This window comes from Lacticaseibacillus chiayiensis (assembly GCF_004123795.1).
In the GTDB taxonomy this organism is placed as follows: Bacteria; Bacillota; Bacilli; order Lactobacillales; family Lactobacillaceae; genus Lacticaseibacillus; species Lacticaseibacillus chiayiensis.
The window spans coordinates 228,556-247,623 of the sequence record NZ_MSSM01000005.1; the positions used below are offsets into that span (position 1 = coordinate 228,556).

14 protein-coding genes, 4 tRNA genes, 2 rRNA genes and 2 pseudogenes are annotated in these 19,068 nt (G+C 46.6%); 4 read left to right on the plus strand and 18 right to left on the minus strand.

Annotated features, from left to right (window positions below; translation table 11 throughout):
* Positions 1–113 precede the first annotated feature (113 nt).
* The gene (locus BVJ53_RS03265) at positions 114–1,604 is read left to right on the plus strand and encodes a helix-turn-helix domain-containing protein (protein ID WP_129301128.1); all 1,491 of its coding nucleotides are present in this window, start codon (positions 114–116) and stop codon (positions 1,602–1,604) included.
* 167 nt (positions 1,605–1,771) lie between these two features.
* Here the strand turns inward: BVJ53_RS03265 and BVJ53_RS03270 are convergent.
* The 6 genes from BVJ53_RS03270 to BVJ53_RS03300 all read right to left on the minus strand — a co-directional run bounded on the left by BVJ53_RS03270 (position 1,772) and on the right by BVJ53_RS03300 (position 8,037).
* Positions 1,772–1,852: transfer RNA gene (locus BVJ53_RS03270), tRNA-Tyr, on the minus strand.
* A 95-nt stretch (positions 1,853–1,947) separates the two neighbouring features.
* On the minus strand, positions 1,948–2,781 hold the full coding sequence (locus tag BVJ53_RS03275; RefSeq protein ID WP_129301129.1) for a metallophosphoesterase: 834 nt from the start codon (positions 2,779–2,781) through the stop codon (positions 1,948–1,950).
* A gap of 46 nt (positions 2,782–2,827) precedes the next feature.
* On the minus strand, positions 2,828–4,294 hold the full coding sequence (locus BVJ53_RS03280) for a peptide MFS transporter (protein ID WP_129301130.1): 1,467 nt from the start codon (positions 4,292–4,294) through the stop codon (positions 2,828–2,830).
* A gap of 366 nt (positions 4,295–4,660) precedes the next feature.
* The gene (locus BVJ53_RS03290) at positions 4,661–6,979 is read right to left on the minus strand and encodes an ABC transporter ATP-binding protein/permease (protein ID WP_129301131.1); all 2,319 of its coding nucleotides are present in this window, start codon (positions 6,977–6,979) and stop codon (positions 4,661–4,663) included.
* A gap of 210 nt (positions 6,980–7,189) precedes the next feature.
* Positions 7,190–7,564, minus strand: coding sequence for a hypothetical protein (locus BVJ53_RS03295; RefSeq protein ID WP_129301132.1), 375 nt, complete (start codon positions 7,562–7,564; stop codon positions 7,190–7,192).
* 50 nt (positions 7,565–7,614) lie between these two features.
* The gene (locus BVJ53_RS03300; protein WP_129301133.1) at positions 7,615–8,037 is read right to left on the minus strand and encodes a hypothetical protein; all 423 of its coding nucleotides are present in this window, start codon (positions 8,035–8,037) and stop codon (positions 7,615–7,617) included.
* A gap of 574 nt (positions 8,038–8,611) precedes the next feature.
* Here BVJ53_RS03300 and BVJ53_RS03305 point away from each other — a divergent pair.
* The gene (locus tag BVJ53_RS03305; RefSeq protein WP_129301134.1) at positions 8,612–10,042 is read left to right on the plus strand and encodes an MFS transporter; all 1,431 of its coding nucleotides are present in this window, start codon (positions 8,612–8,614) and stop codon (positions 10,040–10,042) included.
* Between the two features lie 154 nt (positions 10,043–10,196).
* Here the strand turns inward: BVJ53_RS03305 and BVJ53_RS03310 are convergent, their stop codons facing one another.
* The 8 genes and pseudogenes from BVJ53_RS03310 to BVJ53_RS03350 form a co-directional block, all read right to left on the minus strand.
* A complete protein-coding gene (locus tag BVJ53_RS03310; protein ID WP_129301135.1) occupies positions 10,197–10,514 on the minus strand; it encodes a thioredoxin domain-containing protein in 318 nt (105 codons plus the stop codon).
* A 158-nt stretch (positions 10,515–10,672) separates the two neighbouring features.
* Positions 10,673–12,331: a phosphoenolpyruvate carboxykinase (ATP) gene (locus BVJ53_RS03315; protein ID WP_129301136.1), complete on the minus strand. Its 1,659-nt coding sequence runs from the start codon at positions 12,329–12,331 to the stop codon at positions 10,673–10,675.
* Between the two features lie 243 nt (positions 12,332–12,574).
* Positions 12,575–12,745: a FeoB-associated Cys-rich membrane protein gene (locus BVJ53_RS03320; protein WP_129301137.1), complete on the minus strand. Its 171-nt coding sequence runs from the start codon at positions 12,743–12,745 to the stop codon at positions 12,575–12,577.
* Positions 12,746–12,762: 17 nt separating this feature from the next.
* Positions 12,763–14,006, minus strand: a pseudogene (locus BVJ53_RS03325) (FeoB small GTPase domain-containing protein).
* Positions 13,993–14,482 (minus strand): annotated as a pseudogene (locus BVJ53_RS03330) (FeoA family protein). The pseudogenes BVJ53_RS03325 and BVJ53_RS03330 overlap by 14 nt, the downstream one beginning before the upstream one ends.
* Positions 14,483–14,636: 154 nt before the next feature.
* Entirely contained in the window at positions 14,637–15,395 is a 759-nt protein-coding gene (locus BVJ53_RS03335) for an SGNH/GDSL hydrolase family protein (RefSeq protein ID WP_129301138.1), read from the minus strand.
* A gap of 511 nt (positions 15,396–15,906) precedes the next feature.
* A tRNA-Thr gene (locus BVJ53_RS03345) sits at positions 15,907–15,979 on the minus strand.
* A gap of 4 nt (positions 15,980–15,983) precedes the next feature.
* Positions 15,984–16,055 (minus strand) — tRNA-Glu (locus tag BVJ53_RS03350).
* 198 nt (positions 16,056–16,253) lie between these two features.
* Between BVJ53_RS03350 and BVJ53_RS03355 the strand changes: the two genes are divergently transcribed.
* A complete protein-coding gene (locus tag BVJ53_RS03355; RefSeq protein ID WP_129301139.1) occupies positions 16,254–16,892 on the plus strand; it encodes an NAD(P)-dependent oxidoreductase in 639 nt (212 codons plus the stop codon).
* 39 nt (positions 16,893–16,931) lie between these two features.
* Entirely contained in the window at positions 16,932–17,420 is a 489-nt protein-coding gene (locus BVJ53_RS03360; protein ID WP_129301140.1) for a MucBP domain-containing protein, read from the plus strand.
* Positions 17,421–17,484: 64 nt separating this feature from the next.
* On the opposite strand, the gene BVJ53_RS03365 is transcribed toward BVJ53_RS03360, so the two are convergent.
* From BVJ53_RS03365 to BVJ53_RS03380, 4 genes are all read right to left on the minus strand, one after another.
* Positions 17,485–18,006, minus strand: a complete 522-nt coding sequence (locus BVJ53_RS03365; protein ID WP_129301141.1) for a hypothetical protein — start codon at positions 18,004–18,006, stop codon at positions 17,485–17,487.
* A gap of 269 nt (positions 18,007–18,275) precedes the next feature.
* A tRNA-Asn gene (locus tag BVJ53_RS03370) sits at positions 18,276–18,348 on the minus strand.
* A gap of 7 nt (positions 18,349–18,355) precedes the next feature.
* Positions 18,356–18,472 (minus strand): 5S ribosomal RNA (rrf, locus tag BVJ53_RS03375).
* Positions 18,473–18,666: 194 nt separating this feature from the next.
* A 23S ribosomal RNA gene (locus BVJ53_RS03380) occupies positions 18,667–19,068 on the minus strand; the annotation flags it as partial.

A 19,068-nucleotide genomic window follows, 5' to 3' on the forward strand; every position in this document is an offset into this window, starting at 1 on the left:
TTATTGGGTATCAGGTCAAATGTTGCCTAACGTTAGGCAACATTTGAGAAAGTCAAAAAAACGTTTGCCGATTCGAAAGCCAGTACAACGCTCACTAAAGGGGGGGTAAGGTTATGGAGGAGTTACTTGAAAATAGTTTATTGAAACACTATTACATCATCACTTTCTTGTTGAACAAAGACTGGATGACCATTGACCGTTTAGCCCAGGAAATTAAAATACCAGCACGCACGATCAGACAAGATATTGGCAATATCAATCAATACATTGCGCCTGCCAAAATCGAAAGCAGCCAACGTTTTGGCATTCGACTCACTTATGATGCTTCGCACAATCCGCTTTATATCTATGCCGCCATTTATCGGCAGTCAACCCGTTTTTTGATCCTTGAACAACTTTTTCTTCACCGTTTTTCGTCAATGGCTCAATTAGCCGAGGAACTTTTCATCAGTGAATCAACGCTTAAACGGCATGTTCTGGCCATCAATCAAGTCCTGGAAGCTGACGGCTTTAGAATTGACACGCAAACGTTGGATATCATCGGGAATGAAAAAAGAATCCACTTTTTCTATTACTGTTACTTTCTGGAAAGATACTGGTTCATCGATGCCTTTTTGGCGCCAGATGAATTGCAGTTGATCGATGAGATTATCGCAGATTTTTCTGCTCATTTTCCGGTTTTAAAATCGGCTAGATATCAATCATTTTCATTTTTGAACAAGTTACGAACGACTGTTTTTATCTGTTTGAACCGCAACAGCCGCGGGCACATGTTTAAAGATGCAGGCCTGCTGAAGGAGAATGACACCTTTTCACCTGAACTGCGGCAAAAGATTACCCGAATTTATAAAATTAATTGCTCTTCGTTTGTTTTTTCACAACTGTTTTACCTTTTTTTCAATTCACGTAACGCACTGACTTACCAAGATCTTCTAGTTAAAGCGCGCCATGATCCAACGATTCGTACCATTTATCAAGCGCTGTCTCACTTTATTGATGTCACCATCGCCTCTAAAAATCTGACACTGGCGAATCGTGATCTGGTTCTTCTGCGGCTATATAACGCCATCGAGTATACCTGGGGACCGACTAAGATTTTGTATAATCCGGATGAAGCTTTCTTCATTAGTATGAACAAATTTGAGCAAACATTCATTGCGCAAACTAAAGAATCGTTAATTAACATTTTGCGGGTTGCAAAAATCTGGGAACGGACTGATGACGCCCTCATTACTAGGTTGCTCTTTATTTTGGTCACTTCTTGGGAAAATTTAACCATTCAACTGGAAGAAAAGGCACCTAAAGTCAGAACTGGCCTCTTCTTCAATACCAGCTTTGAACACAGTCAATTTTTATTGCAGGAACTAAGCTACCACATGCGTTCCGCCTTGAAACCGGAATTGATGCACGTCACCACCTTGGCCAAATTAAAATCGGCCGCGCCACACTTTGATATGATTATCACAAATCTGCCGTTGTTGAACCTGCCTGATTGTCATATCGTCTCGATACAACCACATCCCACACCAGAAGACTTTGACAACATCTTGTCGGTTTACAATAAAATTATTAATGCCAAGACCGTTGAAAGCCCTGCTTCGTAATGTCTCAGTAAAATCTAGTTTGGGTACCTCAGCTATTATTTGTCGATTTAAAAAATGCTTGATAAAACGTTCATGTCTCGCATGCGCGCATGAAAAAAGCTGCCTTACGCCCTGAATCGCGTAAAGCAGCTTTTTTATTACCAGTCAATCAAGCCCAGTCATCATGATGGAGGAGATAGGATTCGAACCTATGAACCCGAAGGAGCGGATTTACAGTCCGCCGCGTTTAGCCTCTTCGCTACTCCTCCATGTGATTGCAAGCAACCGACTCAAATAGTGTACAAAAACAGGTTATAAAAAGCAACCATCTTTTGGCAGTTTCTATAACCTATCCGACCCTCGATTACGATTCGGCCAGCGTCGGTACATGCAGCGTCACCAAAGTGTTTTGCCACTCAGTCAACCAATCATGACTTTGCCATTCAAACAAACGTTTCAGTCCGTAACCCAACGGCTGGTGATAATAAGCGGTTTTGCCTAATAGCTTAGGGCCATCACGAAAATGTTCATGACCAAATGCCACCGCATCAACCTTACCTGTCAACAGTTCGCCAAGTTTAGCCGATCCCATCAACGCCGTCGCCATTTGCCATGATGGCCGATCCACGGCATAAACCATGGCACTACGAATCGGCACAAAATGCGTCACGTAAATCATTTGCCGACCTTGGTTCGCCTCGATCGCTGCTTGAGTCGTCTGTAAAACCCGTTGCATCCGCTCACCATCACTTAGCGGCGAATCAATGGCACTATCAATCCAAAAAGCGCGTTTCCACTGGGCGTAAGCTTCAGGCGTTTTAGTGGTTCCCAGCTGGCCAAGCGAGTAATCATACCAGCCGTTGTTGCCAATGATCACGGCATTGGTGGTCGGGATCGGCAGAACCTTTTCATGTAAATACAGCGGGTCAACTGAAGATTGGATCTCCGCATAAGTGGCGCCTTTGACCATGTCGTGGTTGCCGGCCAAAAACCGCACGATAACCTGATCGCCAAGTTCACGTTGCAAAGCACGGTAATAAGCTAGCGTTTTGGTGAAATCATTGTATGTGTCGCCGGCATTGACATAAACCTGATACCCATGTTCAACCAAATAGACTGCTTGGTATTTTAGCATTTCAAGGCCATCAACATGATTCACATCAAAATGATTATCGACGCTGATTGCAACTTTTACCATGAGGACACTTCCTGTTAGCAACTAACCCAAAGCAGGCCAGACACCATTAATTAACCCCTTGCATGAGCTTCTCGATGCGTGGTGTGTAGAAAGCTAAGATGATCGCAAACGCCACCGAAACCAGCCCGACACTCGCGAAGTAAGCTACTTCGTGACTCGGCGTATAGAAACGCACAATTTGCGCATTGACTGCCTGCGCTGATGCATCAGCCAAGAACCACATACTCATCATTTGGGATGAATAAGCTTTTGGTGCTAGCTTGGTCGTCACTGACAGTCCGACCGGTGAAATCAACATTTCGCCGATTTCAACAATGGCCCAGCTCATTACCAGCCACAAAGGTGATACCTTCGCACTACTGCCAAAAAGCATGACTGGGATGACCATCCATAAATAAGAAGCTCCGGCAAAAATCAAGCCCAAATAAAACTTCTTCGGTGATGTCGGTTGGCGTTTGCCAAGCTTCATCCACAACCAGGCAAACAACGGACCGTAAAGCAAAATGAACAACGGATTCAAGGTCTGAAAATTCCCTGGGAGGATTTTAAAGAATCCAAAGTCCAATTTGGTTTGCTGCGCCGCAAACAGGGCCAACACAACCGATCCCTGTTCTTCGATGGCCCAGAAAATCATCGCCGCCAGAAATAACGGAATATAGGCAATAACCCGTGAGCGCTCGGTTTTGGTCACTTTTTTGCTGCGAATCATCAAGATGAAGTACCAAACCGGTAAACCGATGGCAATGACCGTAATCAGGCTGATGACATTGGCGATCGTCAACGCCTTGAAGGCTGCCATAATGGCCAAAATGACGCCAACCACAACTACAGCGCTGACAATCCGCGTGACCAGTGGGCGGACATCTTCGGGGTTTAATGGATCCGGAGCCGTATTGTCAACCGGATTGATATACTTGCGGCCATCAACCACGTAAAAGATCAAGCCGATGAACATCCCGATAGCGGCTAACGAAAAGCCGGCGTGGAAATTGACTTTATCAGCCATCCACGGAACAAAAATCGGGGCAATCAATGAGCCAAAGTTAATTCCCATAACGAAAATGCTGAAGCCTGAATCACGCCGCAAGTCCTCTTCAGAGTAAAGACTGCCGACCATTTCGGAAACATTGGGTTTAAGCAACCCCGTGCCCAAAACAATCAAAACAATCGAGCCAAAAAGTCCAATCGAGCCAATCGGTAAGGACAAGACAATGTGCCCCAACATGATCAGCACGCCACCCCAAAAGACGGTGCGCCGTGAACCGAGTAACCGGTCACTAATAAAGCCGCCAATCGTAGCACTCAAATAAACCAACGACCCATAAATCGACATGATCGACAATGCAGTCGGTTGATCAAATCCTAAACCACCCTTTTCTACCGAATAGTACATGTAGTAGATCAGAATAGCCCGCATACCGTAGTAACTGAACCGCTCCCAGAATTCGGTCATCGACAGGGTTAATAACCCTCGGGGATGTCCCATAAACGTGCGGTCCTCTGAATTATTCAATTGAAATACATCCTCTCGCTAGAAAAATAATCTTCCTAGCTGCTCTCATGACACTTCCCTCAAAATGCCAATCAATGAACCTTCATTATAATAGTTACGCTCGTCCAAAACAAATTTAAGCAACTGGAAGAGCGTGAACGTGGCCGGTTAGAAACCGGAGCATAAGTGGCCTTGGGCGGGATGGCCGGGCTTTGGCCATTTCGACCGAGGCGCTTACACGTAGGTTTCTGCGCCAGTGAATGCGTTTCACGTCCCGTGCAAATGTCAGCTTTCCGGATATTTGATCATTGAAAAAAACAAAAAGTAAACGCACCTCTGCTTGTAGGTTTGTTTGCTTTCACATTGAAGCCGTAAATGATAACCCGATTAATCAGCCCGCAACGCAATTGCCGCGTCCTTGTTGGCTGCCATGCGGGCCGGAATATGGCCGCCAAGAACTGTCAGAATCGTACTGATTAAGATCAGGATCACCGCATGGACAGGATTCAACTGGGCCACGTTCGGTAATTGTGTCATGTTATATAAGATGACGTTGATCGGGAAGGTCAGGAGCCAAGCGATAATAATCCCCAGCACCCCAGAACTCACGCCAAGAATGATCGTTTCGGCATCAAAGACCCGCGTCACATCCTTGCGCCGCGCACCCAATGCCTTCAGCACCCCTATTTCCTTGGTTCGTTCCAAAACCGACGTATACGTCAAAATCGCAATCATAATCATCGAGGTCACCAGCGAGATCCCTGCAAATGCTATCAGGACAATCGTAATTGCTGACATAATGCCACCAGTCATACTCGAGATCGTGCCGGCCAAATCCGTGTAAATGACCTGATCGGCTTTTTTCTTGCCGTGATTGAACTTGTCTAGATAGCTAAGAATTTTATCTTTGTCTTTAAAACTCGTTGGATAAATCGTGATTTGCGTTGGCGTTTCTGAGCCGCCTAGACCAGTAATCAGCTGATCCTTGGTTGCACCGTCAATTTCCTGATTGGTAAAGATATTAACATCGCTATTGCGTTGTGCTTTGACAACTGCAGAATTCTTATTCATCGCGACAAGGTCTTTGGTTAACCGATCAGAATAAGCAAATCCCTGGCTCAAAAGTCCATCACTGGTCTTGGAACGTGTCCTTAACACCCCTATCACGGTCAACTCCCGATTCCCGCTTTGTCGATAGGCATCCGCATAGTTCTTGGTTGGCACATAAACACTGCCGCCCACATTTTGATAGTAGTTATCGTTGGCAATGGCCTTTAGTTTTGTCCCGACAATATCACTAAACTTAAGCCTCTGCCCATTTTTGACTGAAAAGCCAAGGTTCTTCAACGCGTTGATATTCGTCGAATTGTCCCGATCAACGATCAAAATGACATCACTATCGTTCTTGGGATAACTTCCGGCAACCACCTCGTAATTTTTCTTCAAATAACTGGTGCCGCCTTCGCGATCAACTGGATAAACCGACGAATCGACGCTAGAGAAACCCCGTTGTGATTGATTGTTTGTCGGCTTAGCTGTCGAAAATTGAACCGGTCTAACTTTACCATTGACATCGCGTAGTAAGTTCATTCCCGTGCCATACGTGTAGCCAATATTATTCGTCAGACGCTTGCTGATGCCATTCACATAATCAATATACTTTTGGTTTAACTTATTCGTATGCTGGGCTTTGTCACTGGCGCTTTGCTTTGCTAATACTGTTTTGGTCGTCTTAAACGTTGACGTCTTGGTATTATCCTGCGCACCAGCCGTCAGATTGGTCGCAGTTCTCGAAATGGTGATCGGAAATTGTGCTAACGTTTCCGCCTGGGTATTATCAATCTGCTTTTGAAAACCCGATGACAGCGCTAAAACAACCGCAATGCCAATGATACCAATACTTGAAGCAAATGCCGTTAGGAAAGTGCGGCCTTTTTTGGTCATAATGTTGGTAAATGACAGCTTCAATGCCGTCAGATAGCTCATTTTCGTTCGGCGCAGATCAAAATGGGCGCCTTGTTCCTGGGCATCAAAGGGGCGTGAATCGGATAGAATCTTACCGTCCTTGAACTCGATAATACGCTGGGCATAATCGTGGGCCAGTTGCGGATTGTGCGTCACCATAATGACCAAACGCTCCCGCGACAAGTCGGCAATCAATTTCATGATTTCCCGACTGGTTTCGGTATCCAAAGCTCCAGTCGGCTCATCTGCCAACAAAATCGACGGTTCCGAGACAATCGCCCGAGCAATGGCCACCCGCTGCATCTGCCCACCGGAAAGCTGATTAGGCTGCTTGCCCATGTGCTCCTTCAAGCCAACTTTGACCAGCGCAGCTTCCGCCTTTTTGCGCCGTTCCTTGGCAGAAACGCCGCTTAACGTTAGGCCGAGTTCAACGTTTTCCAAAATGCTCAGGTGCATGATCAAGTTATAACTCTGAAAAATAAAACCAACAGAATTATTTCGATAAGCATCCCAATCGGATTCCTTAAAGTTTTTGGTGGATTGTCCATGCAACAATAGATCGCCTGAGTCATAGCGATCAAGTCCGCCAATCACATTCAACAGTGTCGTTTTACCGGATCCACTGGGACCAAGAATGGCCACGAATTCCTGTTCGCGAAACTGAACCGAAACATCATCAAGGGCTTTCGTGGTGTAGTCACCGGTTCGGTAGTATTTTTTGATATGCTTAAGTTCTAGCAATGGCTGTTCCTCCTCTTGCTATCAATGGCAAGGCGTTGAAATGAAATAACTTGCCATATCTTAGCATACTTAGCGGCTACTTGATAATCGGTCTAAAGCCCAAGACATTGGCATTTTGTCAAAAAAGTCAGCTTTTGGAATGCCGCCCTTGTGCAAACAAAAAGAACCTCCTTGAAAAGGATGTTCTCCGATAGATCCGTACCGATCGCTTCAGGATGGCACGTTGAGCAAAGGGCGCCAATAAATTAAGTCCAAACTATGATCCGGATAAATGTAATAAGTAATGTTCAATTTGGAAAAAGGATTAGCCATTGCCATTAAATAGATCCGTTGCGGTGCATGAGCCAGTCCCGCAACAGAAACAAGAATATACTTGGCCATTTGTTCAAACAGCGGTTGCGTCAAACCGGATGTCAGCTCAAAATCCAGATCTACATAAATGAGTTCTTTAGTTTGCCGCGTCAACCTGATATGGTGAATCGGCATCCCCCCGAAATTGCCTTCTTGATTAAGTTCATCGACCATTTGCTTAATCTGGCGATGTGTGAACTGCGGGCGGGCAAACATCATGCGCCAAACTGCCAAGGACTCACCCCCTCTGCTTCAATTATGCCACATTGAAGCGAGAAAGCGGACTAAAAAATCGGATCAAGAATCTTGGAGAAGGCCGAATCAATCTGCGCACGGGCAGCCCGCTGTTCAGCCAACCCCGCATCGAAACGTTCGTGATCGATTTGATCTGGGCCAATCGCCTGAAGAATGTCTAACACGCCTGTGCGGATGCCACGCAGGCCGCTAACTAACACGCGATGAAAGGCTGCGTAATTGCAAGGTGCGGCTTCTGCGTCAACACTGTCCACGAAGCTGCAGAATTTAATCACGTTTTTGGTGAAGTACACACGCAACCGATCGAGACTTTCGCTGGCATAGCAATTGCCCTTCTCGATGTTCTTGCAGGTGTGGACGTATTCCTTGAAAACCGTCTCAAAAACAAGTAGCCGTTCCAGATTCTGATTAATTACTTCAACATAACTAGTTGCATTGCTTGTCGCGTACATTTAAAAGTCCCTCCTAATCTTGTGTGTTCATCATCTTACACACTTAATTATACGTGTTAATGTCTTATAATCAATATAATTATCGTCTAATATTTAAATACCTAACGTTATATAACCCGTTTAAAGGCCATTATTAGTGGACTTTGCACACATTACACCAGTCTGTGAAAACCGTTTTCTTTGGCATTGTGCGCAATGTATCTTTTTGTAAAAACTGAACTTGTCAACGCTTGTGCCCCCTGTCTTGACATATTGCCTTTGACACGTCTTCTAATTGCTAAGCGCTTCCATCAAAAATAAGATAACAAAAATATTTCTTAGATATTTTGGACTTATATTTCAATATTTTTCAACAATCGTGCAAATACTGGCCATAAAGATTCTAATTGCAGCTGTGGTTATAACTTAATTTATTTTGGCGAAGGGAGTTAATAGCAAGTTTTCAGGACATCTCCTATAATCAAGGTAAGAGCGTGACGCGTTTAAGTTCTTAATAAGCTGGATTGGATATCTCAATATCACTGCTATCACAACGCGTCACGACCGTCATTCCTTTTTTTGGAGCGTGCAAACATTGAAAGACTATCCAAAGAACTACCCCCTTGATCCGCGTACTTTTTTTGGCATTAATACCATGGGCCTCATCAGCACAACGGCCTACTATTTGTATACGGCCGTCTTAATGATGTTCATCACCGATTATTCCGGAATTTATGCAGGGATACCCGGTAAAGCGGCAGCTGTTGCAACAACCCTACTATTTGTGGGCCGGCTTTGGGATGCGGTTAATGATCTGTGGACAGGTTATGTGATTGATATTTCGCCTCGAACTCGCTGGGGCAAGTTCAAGCCTTATGTGCTGGCAGGTACTTTTTTCGCGGGTATCTTGGGCATAATGTTGTTTCACATTCCCCAAGACATCAGTGATTTCGGCAAGGAAGTTTACCTTTATGTGGTCTACTTTCTGTTTATGCTTGCTTACACGATCATTGTGACCGTGCCGCTGACTAGTACGATGTCGTCGGACCAGGAAATTCGTTCCAAACTCATTTCATGGCCACGCATTACCAGCAATGTTGTCGGTGTCGTATTTGCTTTCTTTATGGCTATCGCTACTTTTCTTGGAACCAAAAAAAATCCCAATATACCGCTGACGGTTGACGTGATCGTTATTCCATTTTTGATTATTGCCCTGATCGGCGGCTTCATGGTCAAAGAAGGCCCGGTTGCTGAAGGAACTAAGCCGCCAAAACTGCGGGATATCGGGCGAATGGTGAAGATCAATAAGCCATTCCGGGTCAACCTGTACTTTACCTTTGTCGGCGGCTTTGTCTGGGCCTTGCTCACCGCGACATCTCTGTACTACATCAAATACGCATTTGGCGTGGCTAACTTAGGCATTCAGTCCATGTATTTTGGCTTGTTGACCTTGGTTACGCTGGTTGGTGGTACGCTCATCTCGCAAAAGGCCATGAAATATATATCAGCACTTCGCGGGATTCAACTTTGCTATTTAGGCATGGTACCTTTTCTACTCTTAATGTTCGCCATCAATGAGTTTCATGTCATCCACAATCCTTGGCTTTTCTACGTCTTGATTGGGATCGTTATGACGCTCGCTGGTGCACAGTTTGTTCCGGCTAATCTGATCATCATGGAGACGATGGATTACAATCGCCTTAAACTCAATTCAGGGATGGAAGCTACCATCAACGCGGTGAACATGTTCTTGCAGAAACTCCAGTCCGGGCTGGCAACGATTGGCGTTGGCGCAGCGCTACTACTTGTCGGGTACAACGCCCAAACGCTTGAAAAAGCCGCGCACATCCCTGATAGCCTGCTTCAAAGTTTAGGCGTCGTTTTGTTCGGTTTACCTGCCGTCTTCTCATTTATCGCCTATCTGTTGACCAAGCAATATCCATTGCAAGGCGAAGCACGTACCAAAATGTATGCCGAACTCGCAGCCAAAACCACAGCCGCCCAAAAGAAAGCCGATCAGCCTTAATTTAAATCTGTTTCAAGAAGCTTTCGGCGATATTTTAAAGCGCAATCAAAAAGACGCTAGCGATCACTCTGAACTTGATGTTAGCGTCTTTGTTGTATTTGTAGATAAGTCTTTGCGTATCTGTTGCCCGTCCATCTCATAGTCAGCGCGTTGGTTATCCTAGACGATTAATGGCTGCCCAACTGGCAAGTGCCTCCGGATGAAAGCCATTCCAAGTTGCCAAGACATCTCCGGTTTCATCATCGCGCACGCGCACAATCGGAAAGCGATCATAACCATCCTGCCGAAACTTCACGACTTTTTGCGCACTCCAAGAACGCTTGAGCGGATCTTCCGAATTGGGGTCCACCAAATTCGTTTCACCACGGCGGTTGGTCGTGCGAAACCGCTGATGATGCGTCAACAACCAACGCCGCGTCAACCGGCAAGCTTCACAATGGGGCTTTTCGTAAACTACAAAATGAATTGCCACACGCTTATCCTCCATAATGCCCAATGATGCCGTCATACATTTGATATAAGGCATATGTCCTATTAGTTATACTATCCCCTATTTTGAAAGAGCGTGCAATGTCGGAATTCAAATCAGTCTTTTATACATTTTGTAATATCGCGCATGAACACCCAAAATCAGTTTGACCCCGTAAGGACAGTAAGAATTTTTTCCAAAGCTCGCGCAGCAGCTTCCGGCAACTTATCATAGCCACCATTTGCTGTCTCTTTGGCGGCCAAAAATGCTAGGCGAGCTTCCAATCGCTTGCGTAACGAAGCCTGATAATCAGGGTCCATAAAGTCTACTTTAAAACTCGGCAATGCCAGATAACTCATATCCGGTAACGGGCCGAATGGTTTAAATTTCGCAGTTTTGTCCACGATCGCCGCAATCGCATCCAAAGTATCTGTTGGCTTAACCTTTTGACCACGGTAAAAACCTGTATTGAGAATGTAGCAAGCTATGCCGCGCTGTTGGAAAAGTTCATAAAAGCCCTGATAGTCTTCCGCCAGCGGATAACACCGGAACGGGTTGGCAAAGGGTTCGATGACCAATTGATCACGATCGATGTTGGCTTGAAGATTTTCGGCAGTTGATCGTTTCGTCGCAAGCGTGGCACCGAATGCCGCGGCTAAATCAGAGTTTTCGATTCGAACTACTGGTGGCAGCGTATCGTCTTTCATGATCCAAAAAACCGCGTCAATGCTTTCGGTCAGATGATCGACCCGATTTGGCGTCACATACCGCGATTTAACCGTCCGCCCATTACCATTACGAATATCTTCAGTGACTAATGTCTTCCGTCCTTGGTCATCCAACGTCACACCCACATTTTGCACCGTTAGAAAGTATCGAATTCCCGGATCACTTAACGGATAATCCTGAGTTTTGTCAAAATACGCCGGTTCCAGTGCAGTCGTGGCACCGTTTTGGCGATCAATGACGAACGCGTCATCGTGTAGCACTTTAACCGGATAACGATCACCGTGACTGGTCAGTGTGATCGTTGATTTGCCAGAGCCAGACAGACCAAACGCTGCCATCGTAAAGGTCCCGTCTTGCCGCTGATACTGTTTCATTCCACCGTGACAGGCAACAAAACCATTTCGTTGGGCCGTCGCCCATGCCAGCGTCAAGGTGCCTTTTTTCAATTCGCCAAAATAGCGCAGCCCTAAAATGATGGCCGCATTATGCAGCGGATCAAAAATCGCCAGACCGTCTGGATAAGCCGGATCATGCCAATCAGGATCGGCATAAAGGTAAATATCATCTTCCGGCAGCGGCCGTGACTGGGCGTAGTGTTTTTCTGCCTCGGCGGTCATGATTTGAAAGTTCAATAAATAGCTGTAGAGATTGTTCGCATATGCTTCGGGCAACATCATATGCGCTTCAACCGCAAAATCCGGTGATAGGCCAACCACGACCCGGCCACTCAAGAAACGTTTACGACCGCCTTGAAACACTGCTTCACGCGCAACCTTTGCCATTGCAACTGCATCGACACCGGGCTGCCCGATAATCCGGCGAGCAGCGGCTGTTCGCCCGACAACCAGCCCGTCATTTGCAACCAAGATGCGAGCATCTTCCGGCAGCCCGAGATCACTGGCATGCTGAATCGGCAGATCTGTGACGATGACGCCTGGTGAGGCTTTGGCCAATCCATATGCTTCTGTCAGTGTGGTCACCGGCTGGACATTGGTTCCGTAAAATGCCGTTTCGACGATCGCTTTAAGAGCAGAAAAATAGCCACTCGTCGCCGTCACGTCACTGATCGGAAATTTTTGTTTTGTTGTCATGGTTGCATCCCCCTTGCACATCCGGTACAAGCCACTTACCCTATTTTCCTCAAAGGTAAGCGGGTCAATGTCATGTACGTTCAGTTATTTTTTGTAAAGGCTTTCACAACTCAATTATACAGAGTCCAACCTAGCAACGCGAGTTTTAAAAATAAGCCGACCATGCAAAGCAACAGCACATCACAAAACGCATTCCGATCAGTCAGCGATCACAACTTGCAATGTTTTTTTAACATATAGATGTTACGCTTTACGGTGTCTATTTACCTGAACCATTTTTGCCTGATCAATTAACGGACAGCCCACATCTTCACACTGGCTGCAACCACCGGTCCGATTTTTTCGAAAAAAGGTCCGATATAAGACCCAACCAATTGCCAAAACAACGATACCGCCAATTAACCATGTTGCCATGTTAAAATCCGCTCTTTTCAAATATCCGCACTGTATTCAGATGCAGTACTGGGTCGTGGCCGTTTGAGCCACAAGCCATAAACAATGAATCCGATTGCCACTGCCACCAAGGCGACACTCGCCACACCAGCCTGACCACTGGCAATCAGGCTGCTTTGATAAATCAACATCGTGATCAAATAAGCCACGCCTGCTTGGTAACCGACCGCGCGCCACGTCCAGCGTGCATCACCAAACTCCCTGTACATGGTGCCAATTGCCGCAAAACAAGGCGCACAGAGAAGATTGAAAACCAAAAACGCAACCAGCCGCCAAAGACTGTATCGTTAAGATAGTCAGTGCCGATGGTTCCGATCGTTTGAATCGAAAGGTAATAAACCGCCCACATCACGAGAACAAAAATCGGCATGGCCAGATAACGATCGGTCACGATGCGGTCAATCCGATCGCTAACCGACATCACGAAGTCCGTTTTATCGACCACGCACATCGCCATGACGCGCGCAATGAAATCGTACCGTGCATTTACGATGATGCTATCAGATGCATCGTCAAACAAATGCTCGGCAGTATGTAAGATTTCAGTGACTTGTTTCTGTTCAGCCGGCGTTAAGGCAAGCTGAGCAGTCACTTGCGGATCTTTTTCAAAAAGCTTGATCGCATACCATCGCGAGCGATCTGCCTCGACGCGTTTACCGATAACTTCCTCAAGCATACTTAAGGCGGATTCAAGCCGCGGATCGTATTCCGGGAAAGCATATGGTTTAGGCAACGGTGCTTGAATCGCCTGCACCAGTTCCTTCAAAGCGCCCGGTTTAGTCGCCGTTGTCCCGATGACCGGTACCTGCAAGGCATAACTCAGTTTTTTCAGATTGATCGTTCGCCGACTCGCTTTTTCAAGGACATCCATCATGTTTAGAGCAACGATCAGCGGCCGACCTATTTCCATGACTTGCAAGGTCAGATACAGATTCCGTTCGAGATTTCTCGCATCGACCACATTGAGGACCAGATCTGGCTGCTGCTCAAATAAAAAGTCGCGCGTAACGATTTCCTCACTGCTGTACGGAGACAACGAATATGTGCCTGGCAAGTCTTCAACAATTAAGGCGTGATTGGCTTTCAGTCGGCTGGACTTTCGCTCAACCGTAACCCCAGGCCAATTGCCAATACGCTGCTTGGCACCGGTTAATGAATTAAACAAAGTTGTTTTACCACTATTGGGATTGCCGACCAGCGCTAAGGTTTCATCCACGGTCATCAGCATTCACCTCTGTTACCAACACGTGCGCCGCGTCCTGTTTGCGAATACTCAACTTATAACCGCGAACCGCTAACTCGATAGGTCGCCAAGCGGTGCAATTTGGTGGATCTTGACTAGCGTTCCTTTGGTTAAACCCGTATCCATCAGACGGTGTCGCAGCGGCGGATCTCCTTGGATCTTCTGCACCAACCCGGTTCGCTTCAGAGGCAAATCAGCCAATACAATCGCCGTCTTATCAGCATCGGCCGCAAACGGTCGCACCACCAGCAAAGCGGCAATCTCATCACTGAGAGCAAGACGTTGTCCTTGAAAGAAAATCACCAGACCGGTCACTTTGCTTGCCGGTTGCACCACGGTCAGCTTCTTCCCCGCCACCAAACCCATTTCTGCAAGGTGCCGGCGCAATGCAGCACTGCCTCCGACACTCATTAACAAATATGCTCCCGGTCGTTTGGTTCTAGCAATGCCTGCATCTGCTCACCTCCACAATGATCCCTAGCAAGAAGAGATCATCAATCCGTGTCCATCATTGGTCTTTAAAATATTGTCATGAGAATATCTGTTATAATTTTTTTCGCTTGTGACTAGCCATCAACCACCCAGTACCCGATCAGGCGTCGAGAAAAGCTATTGTGCTTTTGCCAAAACGGCTTTTGCAACCGTCGCAACATAATGCGTCTGGCCATCGGTTGACGGATGGGTTTTGTCGGCTGTCAGCCAATCGTCATGACCGGCAGAAGCACCATGCCAATCAACAATATGCAAATTCTTGTAACGCTTGGCCATTTTGTCCAAATCGTGATTAACCTCATCCGTCCACTTCGCATCAGAACGGACATTAATCCAATAAACCTGACGTTGAGCACCAATACTTGTCATAATGGACTGAAATGCCTCATTAGTAAACGTGCCATTTGTGCCCAAACCGATGATCACGGTATTAGCCAGTTTACCGGAAGCAGCCAGTGACTTAAACAAAGCCGGAACCTGATAGATTTGGCGGCTAACTGTCGCATCAAAATAGATCTTCGGAAACAGCTCTTTATACAGATACTTACTGCCAAGCATCACGGAATCACCGATTGCCGTCACGGATAATTCCTTGGCGACTTGAACTTGATGATAGCTGAGTCCGGCAGCCGCAAAGTCTTTATACACTGGATCTGCGGCCTTTTGGGAAGCTTCAACCGCCTGACTGACCTTAGCAGCCGAACGTGACTGGGCAACCGAACGCGCTTTGGAACGTGACATGGATGAAGCTTCTTGCGCTCTCGCCTGCGCCTGCCGATTAAGGCCAAACCACAACCCACCCGCTACCAACACAACCGCTAAAATGACAATCGTCCAAATCAATCCTGCTTTTGAACTTGTTTTCTGTCTATGCATACTGCACCCCTTCAACCAATCACTTACCGTACGATCATAGCATACAAGCGCTTAAAAAAGGGCGATAAGTTGCTTGAGACAGGGATTTCGTAGAGGACTTTAATTTTCCTCTTAGCAAGCGTTGCCGCAGTTCTACTCATGTTCAATGACATTGGCTTCATCGGTGCCCTCACAGGTTCCATCAGCACTTATTTAGCTGACGACAACAACAACGTCTCAACGCAAATTGATGATCTAATGAAAGTCATAATTAAAAAAGCTGCACGACTCCGGTGGCATCAAGCAAGAGGAGTATGCACAGCTAAAGCACCATATTTTGGCAAACGTTACCCAACATGACACAAACGGCTAAGCTAGGCGTTCACAGGTTTCTGCTTTCAAAAGTAATCCGTGGTCCCCTTTTTGCCCCCCTGAAAATAAAAACAAAGCCCTCCTAAGGTAACCTAGGAGGACTAAATCGTTGATATACAGGCATTTTGCTTTCCAAGAAAAGCTAAAGCACCCTATAAAATGCCGGCTGCAGGACTTGAACCTGTGACCCTCGGTTTACGATACCGATGCTCTACCAACTGAGCTAAGCCGGCATACTGACCCGTACGGGATTTGAACCCATGTTACCGCCGTGAAAGGGCGGTGTCTTAACCACTTGACCAACGGGCCAATTGCTGAACAACAAGTAAGATTATACAGGAGCAATATAGCACTGTAAAGCCTTTTTTCTCACACAATTTCGATTCCGAAAAGCACGTTGAAAAGACAGCAAAATATTTAATTTTAGGCTGATTTAATTGTCTATCTACTTTTAGTAAGTGTATCATAAACCTTGAACCGACTCGTTATGAAAGGATGTTGTTATAGATGAAGATTGCAATTATTGGTGCGACTGGCAATGCAGGATCGGCAATTTACAAAGAGGCGCTTAAGCGAGGCCACGAAGTTACCGGTTACGTTCGTCATCCAGACAAAAGTATTGGCGTTCTTCCGCCTGATGCTGAACTCGTGCAACAAGACGCCTTCACACTCACCCGTGATCAGTTGCTCGCCTACGATGCAGTTGTCGATGCTTTTGCGACAACCGTTGAGCAAGCCTATCTCCACATTGATTTAGCCGATCACCTGATTCACGAGTTACGGGAGACCACCTCCCCTCGGCTAGTCTTTATTCTTGGCGCAGGCAGCCTGGAAACTGACGGTAAGCTCCTGTATGATTTACTTAAAAATGACCCGCATGCACCGGCATTTATCAACACGCCTAAGAACCAGCTCAGAGAGTATCAACTGTTGCAGTGGACCGACAACGTTAACTGGGTTGGTATCTCGCCAAGTATGAACTTCGAACACGGCCCGGCAACTAAATACGTTCGCGGCGACAACACGTTGCTAAAAGACGAGGAGGGTCAATCCGTCCTCAACAGCGGTACATTAGCGGTTGCTTTACTAGATGAGCTAGAGAAACCAACCATTAAGCAAGCACGCTTCACCGCTCGCAATGCCTAGCTTTATTTTTCAAATCATCGAAAGGGATGTGAACTAACTTTGGCACAAGTCACTTTAACCATTCATTATGTCGATGAAAACGGCAAAACTTTAGGTCCGGATAATCACTTAATGAATACGCCAGAACATCGTTTTCGAATCACTGCTCCGACCTTAATCGGTTATGATTTTCAAAAGGCAATTCTCCCTAATGGTCAGCATGTTGGCGATCCGACTGTCACTGGCGCCATGGCAGGTGATGCGCCACAGCTAACATTTATCTACACAACTGCCGCTTCACTGGTCCATCACCCGGTTCCGGCAACATTGGTTATTCATTACTTTGATAACCACAAACATCCGTTACGTGATGTTCAAGTGCTGCATACGAAAACCGGGCATCAGTACGAACTGACGGCACCAGACTTCCCTAATTTTCGGTATCACCACGCTGTGCTACCCGGCGGCATGATTATGTCCGACAAAACTATCTCGGGTCGACTTATCCAGCCGCACAACGAACTGACATTTATGTATGAGCCTAAATAAATTGTCGTTTTAATCAAAAACAGCTTCCGTCATGACTTCATTGCCGTGCGGAAGCTGTTTTGTTTTATTGACCGGTCAATAAATTCTGTAACGTACTAGTGTCACCTTGTTGTTGCAGCGATTTAACATCCTGATACGCACGATAATAGTCACCCGAAGCGATCGCCTGGCGAAGCGGGGTAATTGATTTCTCTCTAAACAGCAATGCTGCTGCCAACTTGGCCTGCGCTTGGTTGGCACTAGTAGTTTTTTGCAGTAGGACCGCTGCCTGATCCTGATCTTGCGCAGCTTTCATGATCGTGCTCATCTTAGTTTCCTTCAATGTATCAGCTGCGCGCTGGAGTGCAGCATCAGTCGTTGCATTACCCGTCTTCTGCGCTGTAATCTCAGACACCAGACGCGATTTAACCGCCGCATCTGCTGGTGTATCACTGCCCGTCACATTGCGAATCGTATTGTTGATTTGCGGAAAAAAGAAAACGCAAGCAATGATCAACAAGACCAAGACGCCTGCGATAATTCCAAAAATTTTAAGTCCTCGGTGACGAGGCTTTTTCTGCTGTCGAAGCTGAATCCGATTATCCATCACGATACCTCTTTCATTTTCACTGACGATGCTCTATATCAACATTATGCGGACATTGCCAAGCCTGGTCAAGTTTGACCCATTATGTCACTGGTAATGAAATGTTCAACCACTATGACTTTAAGTATCTCTCCCTGAGTCTTGAAATGACATGCCAATCCTAACAGAAAGTGACACTGTGTCACTTCTTGCTCGGTCATCCCGTTAATGATACGTTACACCAGATTTCTATAGAAAAAAGCACCCGTCAACGACGAGTGCTCCATGAGCTCCGGTTGTCAGGCTCGAACTGACGACAACCTGATTAACAGTCAGGTGCTCTACCAACTGAGCTAAACCGGAATAAACAGCGTGGCAGCTTCCTACCCTCGCAGGCAGTTTCCCACCAACTACTCTCGGCGTGAAGAAGCTTAACTTCTGTGTTCGGCATGGGAACAGGTGTATCCTTCTTGCTATCGCCACCACACTTATGAGAACTTTGCGCTCTCAAAACTGGCTATCATTGTTGTGTTGTTGTGTCGAGGTACGGCGTATTTCATCGAAACGCGTTTACCGGCGCAGAAGCCTGCGTGTAAGGACCTTGGTCGCAATGGCAAAGACCGCCATTACGCCCAAGCCCGCTTACACTCCGGCTTCTAACCGCGCCGCTTCACGCTCTACTTGGTTAAGTCCTCGACCGATTAGTACTGGTCCGCTCCATGCATCGCTGCACTTCCACTTCCAGCCTATCTACCTGATCATCTCTCAGGGGTCTTACCTCCATATAGGAATGGGAAATCTCATCTCGAGGGGGGCTTCACACTTAGATGCTTTCAGCGTTTATCCCTTCCGTTCATAGCTACCCAGCGATGCGCCTGGCGGCACAACTGGTACACCAGCGGAACGTCCATCCCGGTCCTCTCGTACTAAGGACAGCTCCTCTCAAATTTCCTGCGCCCGCGACGGATAGGGACCGAACTGTCTCACGACGTTCTGAACCCAGCTCGCGTACCGCTTTAATGGGCGAACAGCCCAACCCTTGGGACCGACTACAGCCCCAGGATGCGATGAGCCGACATCGAG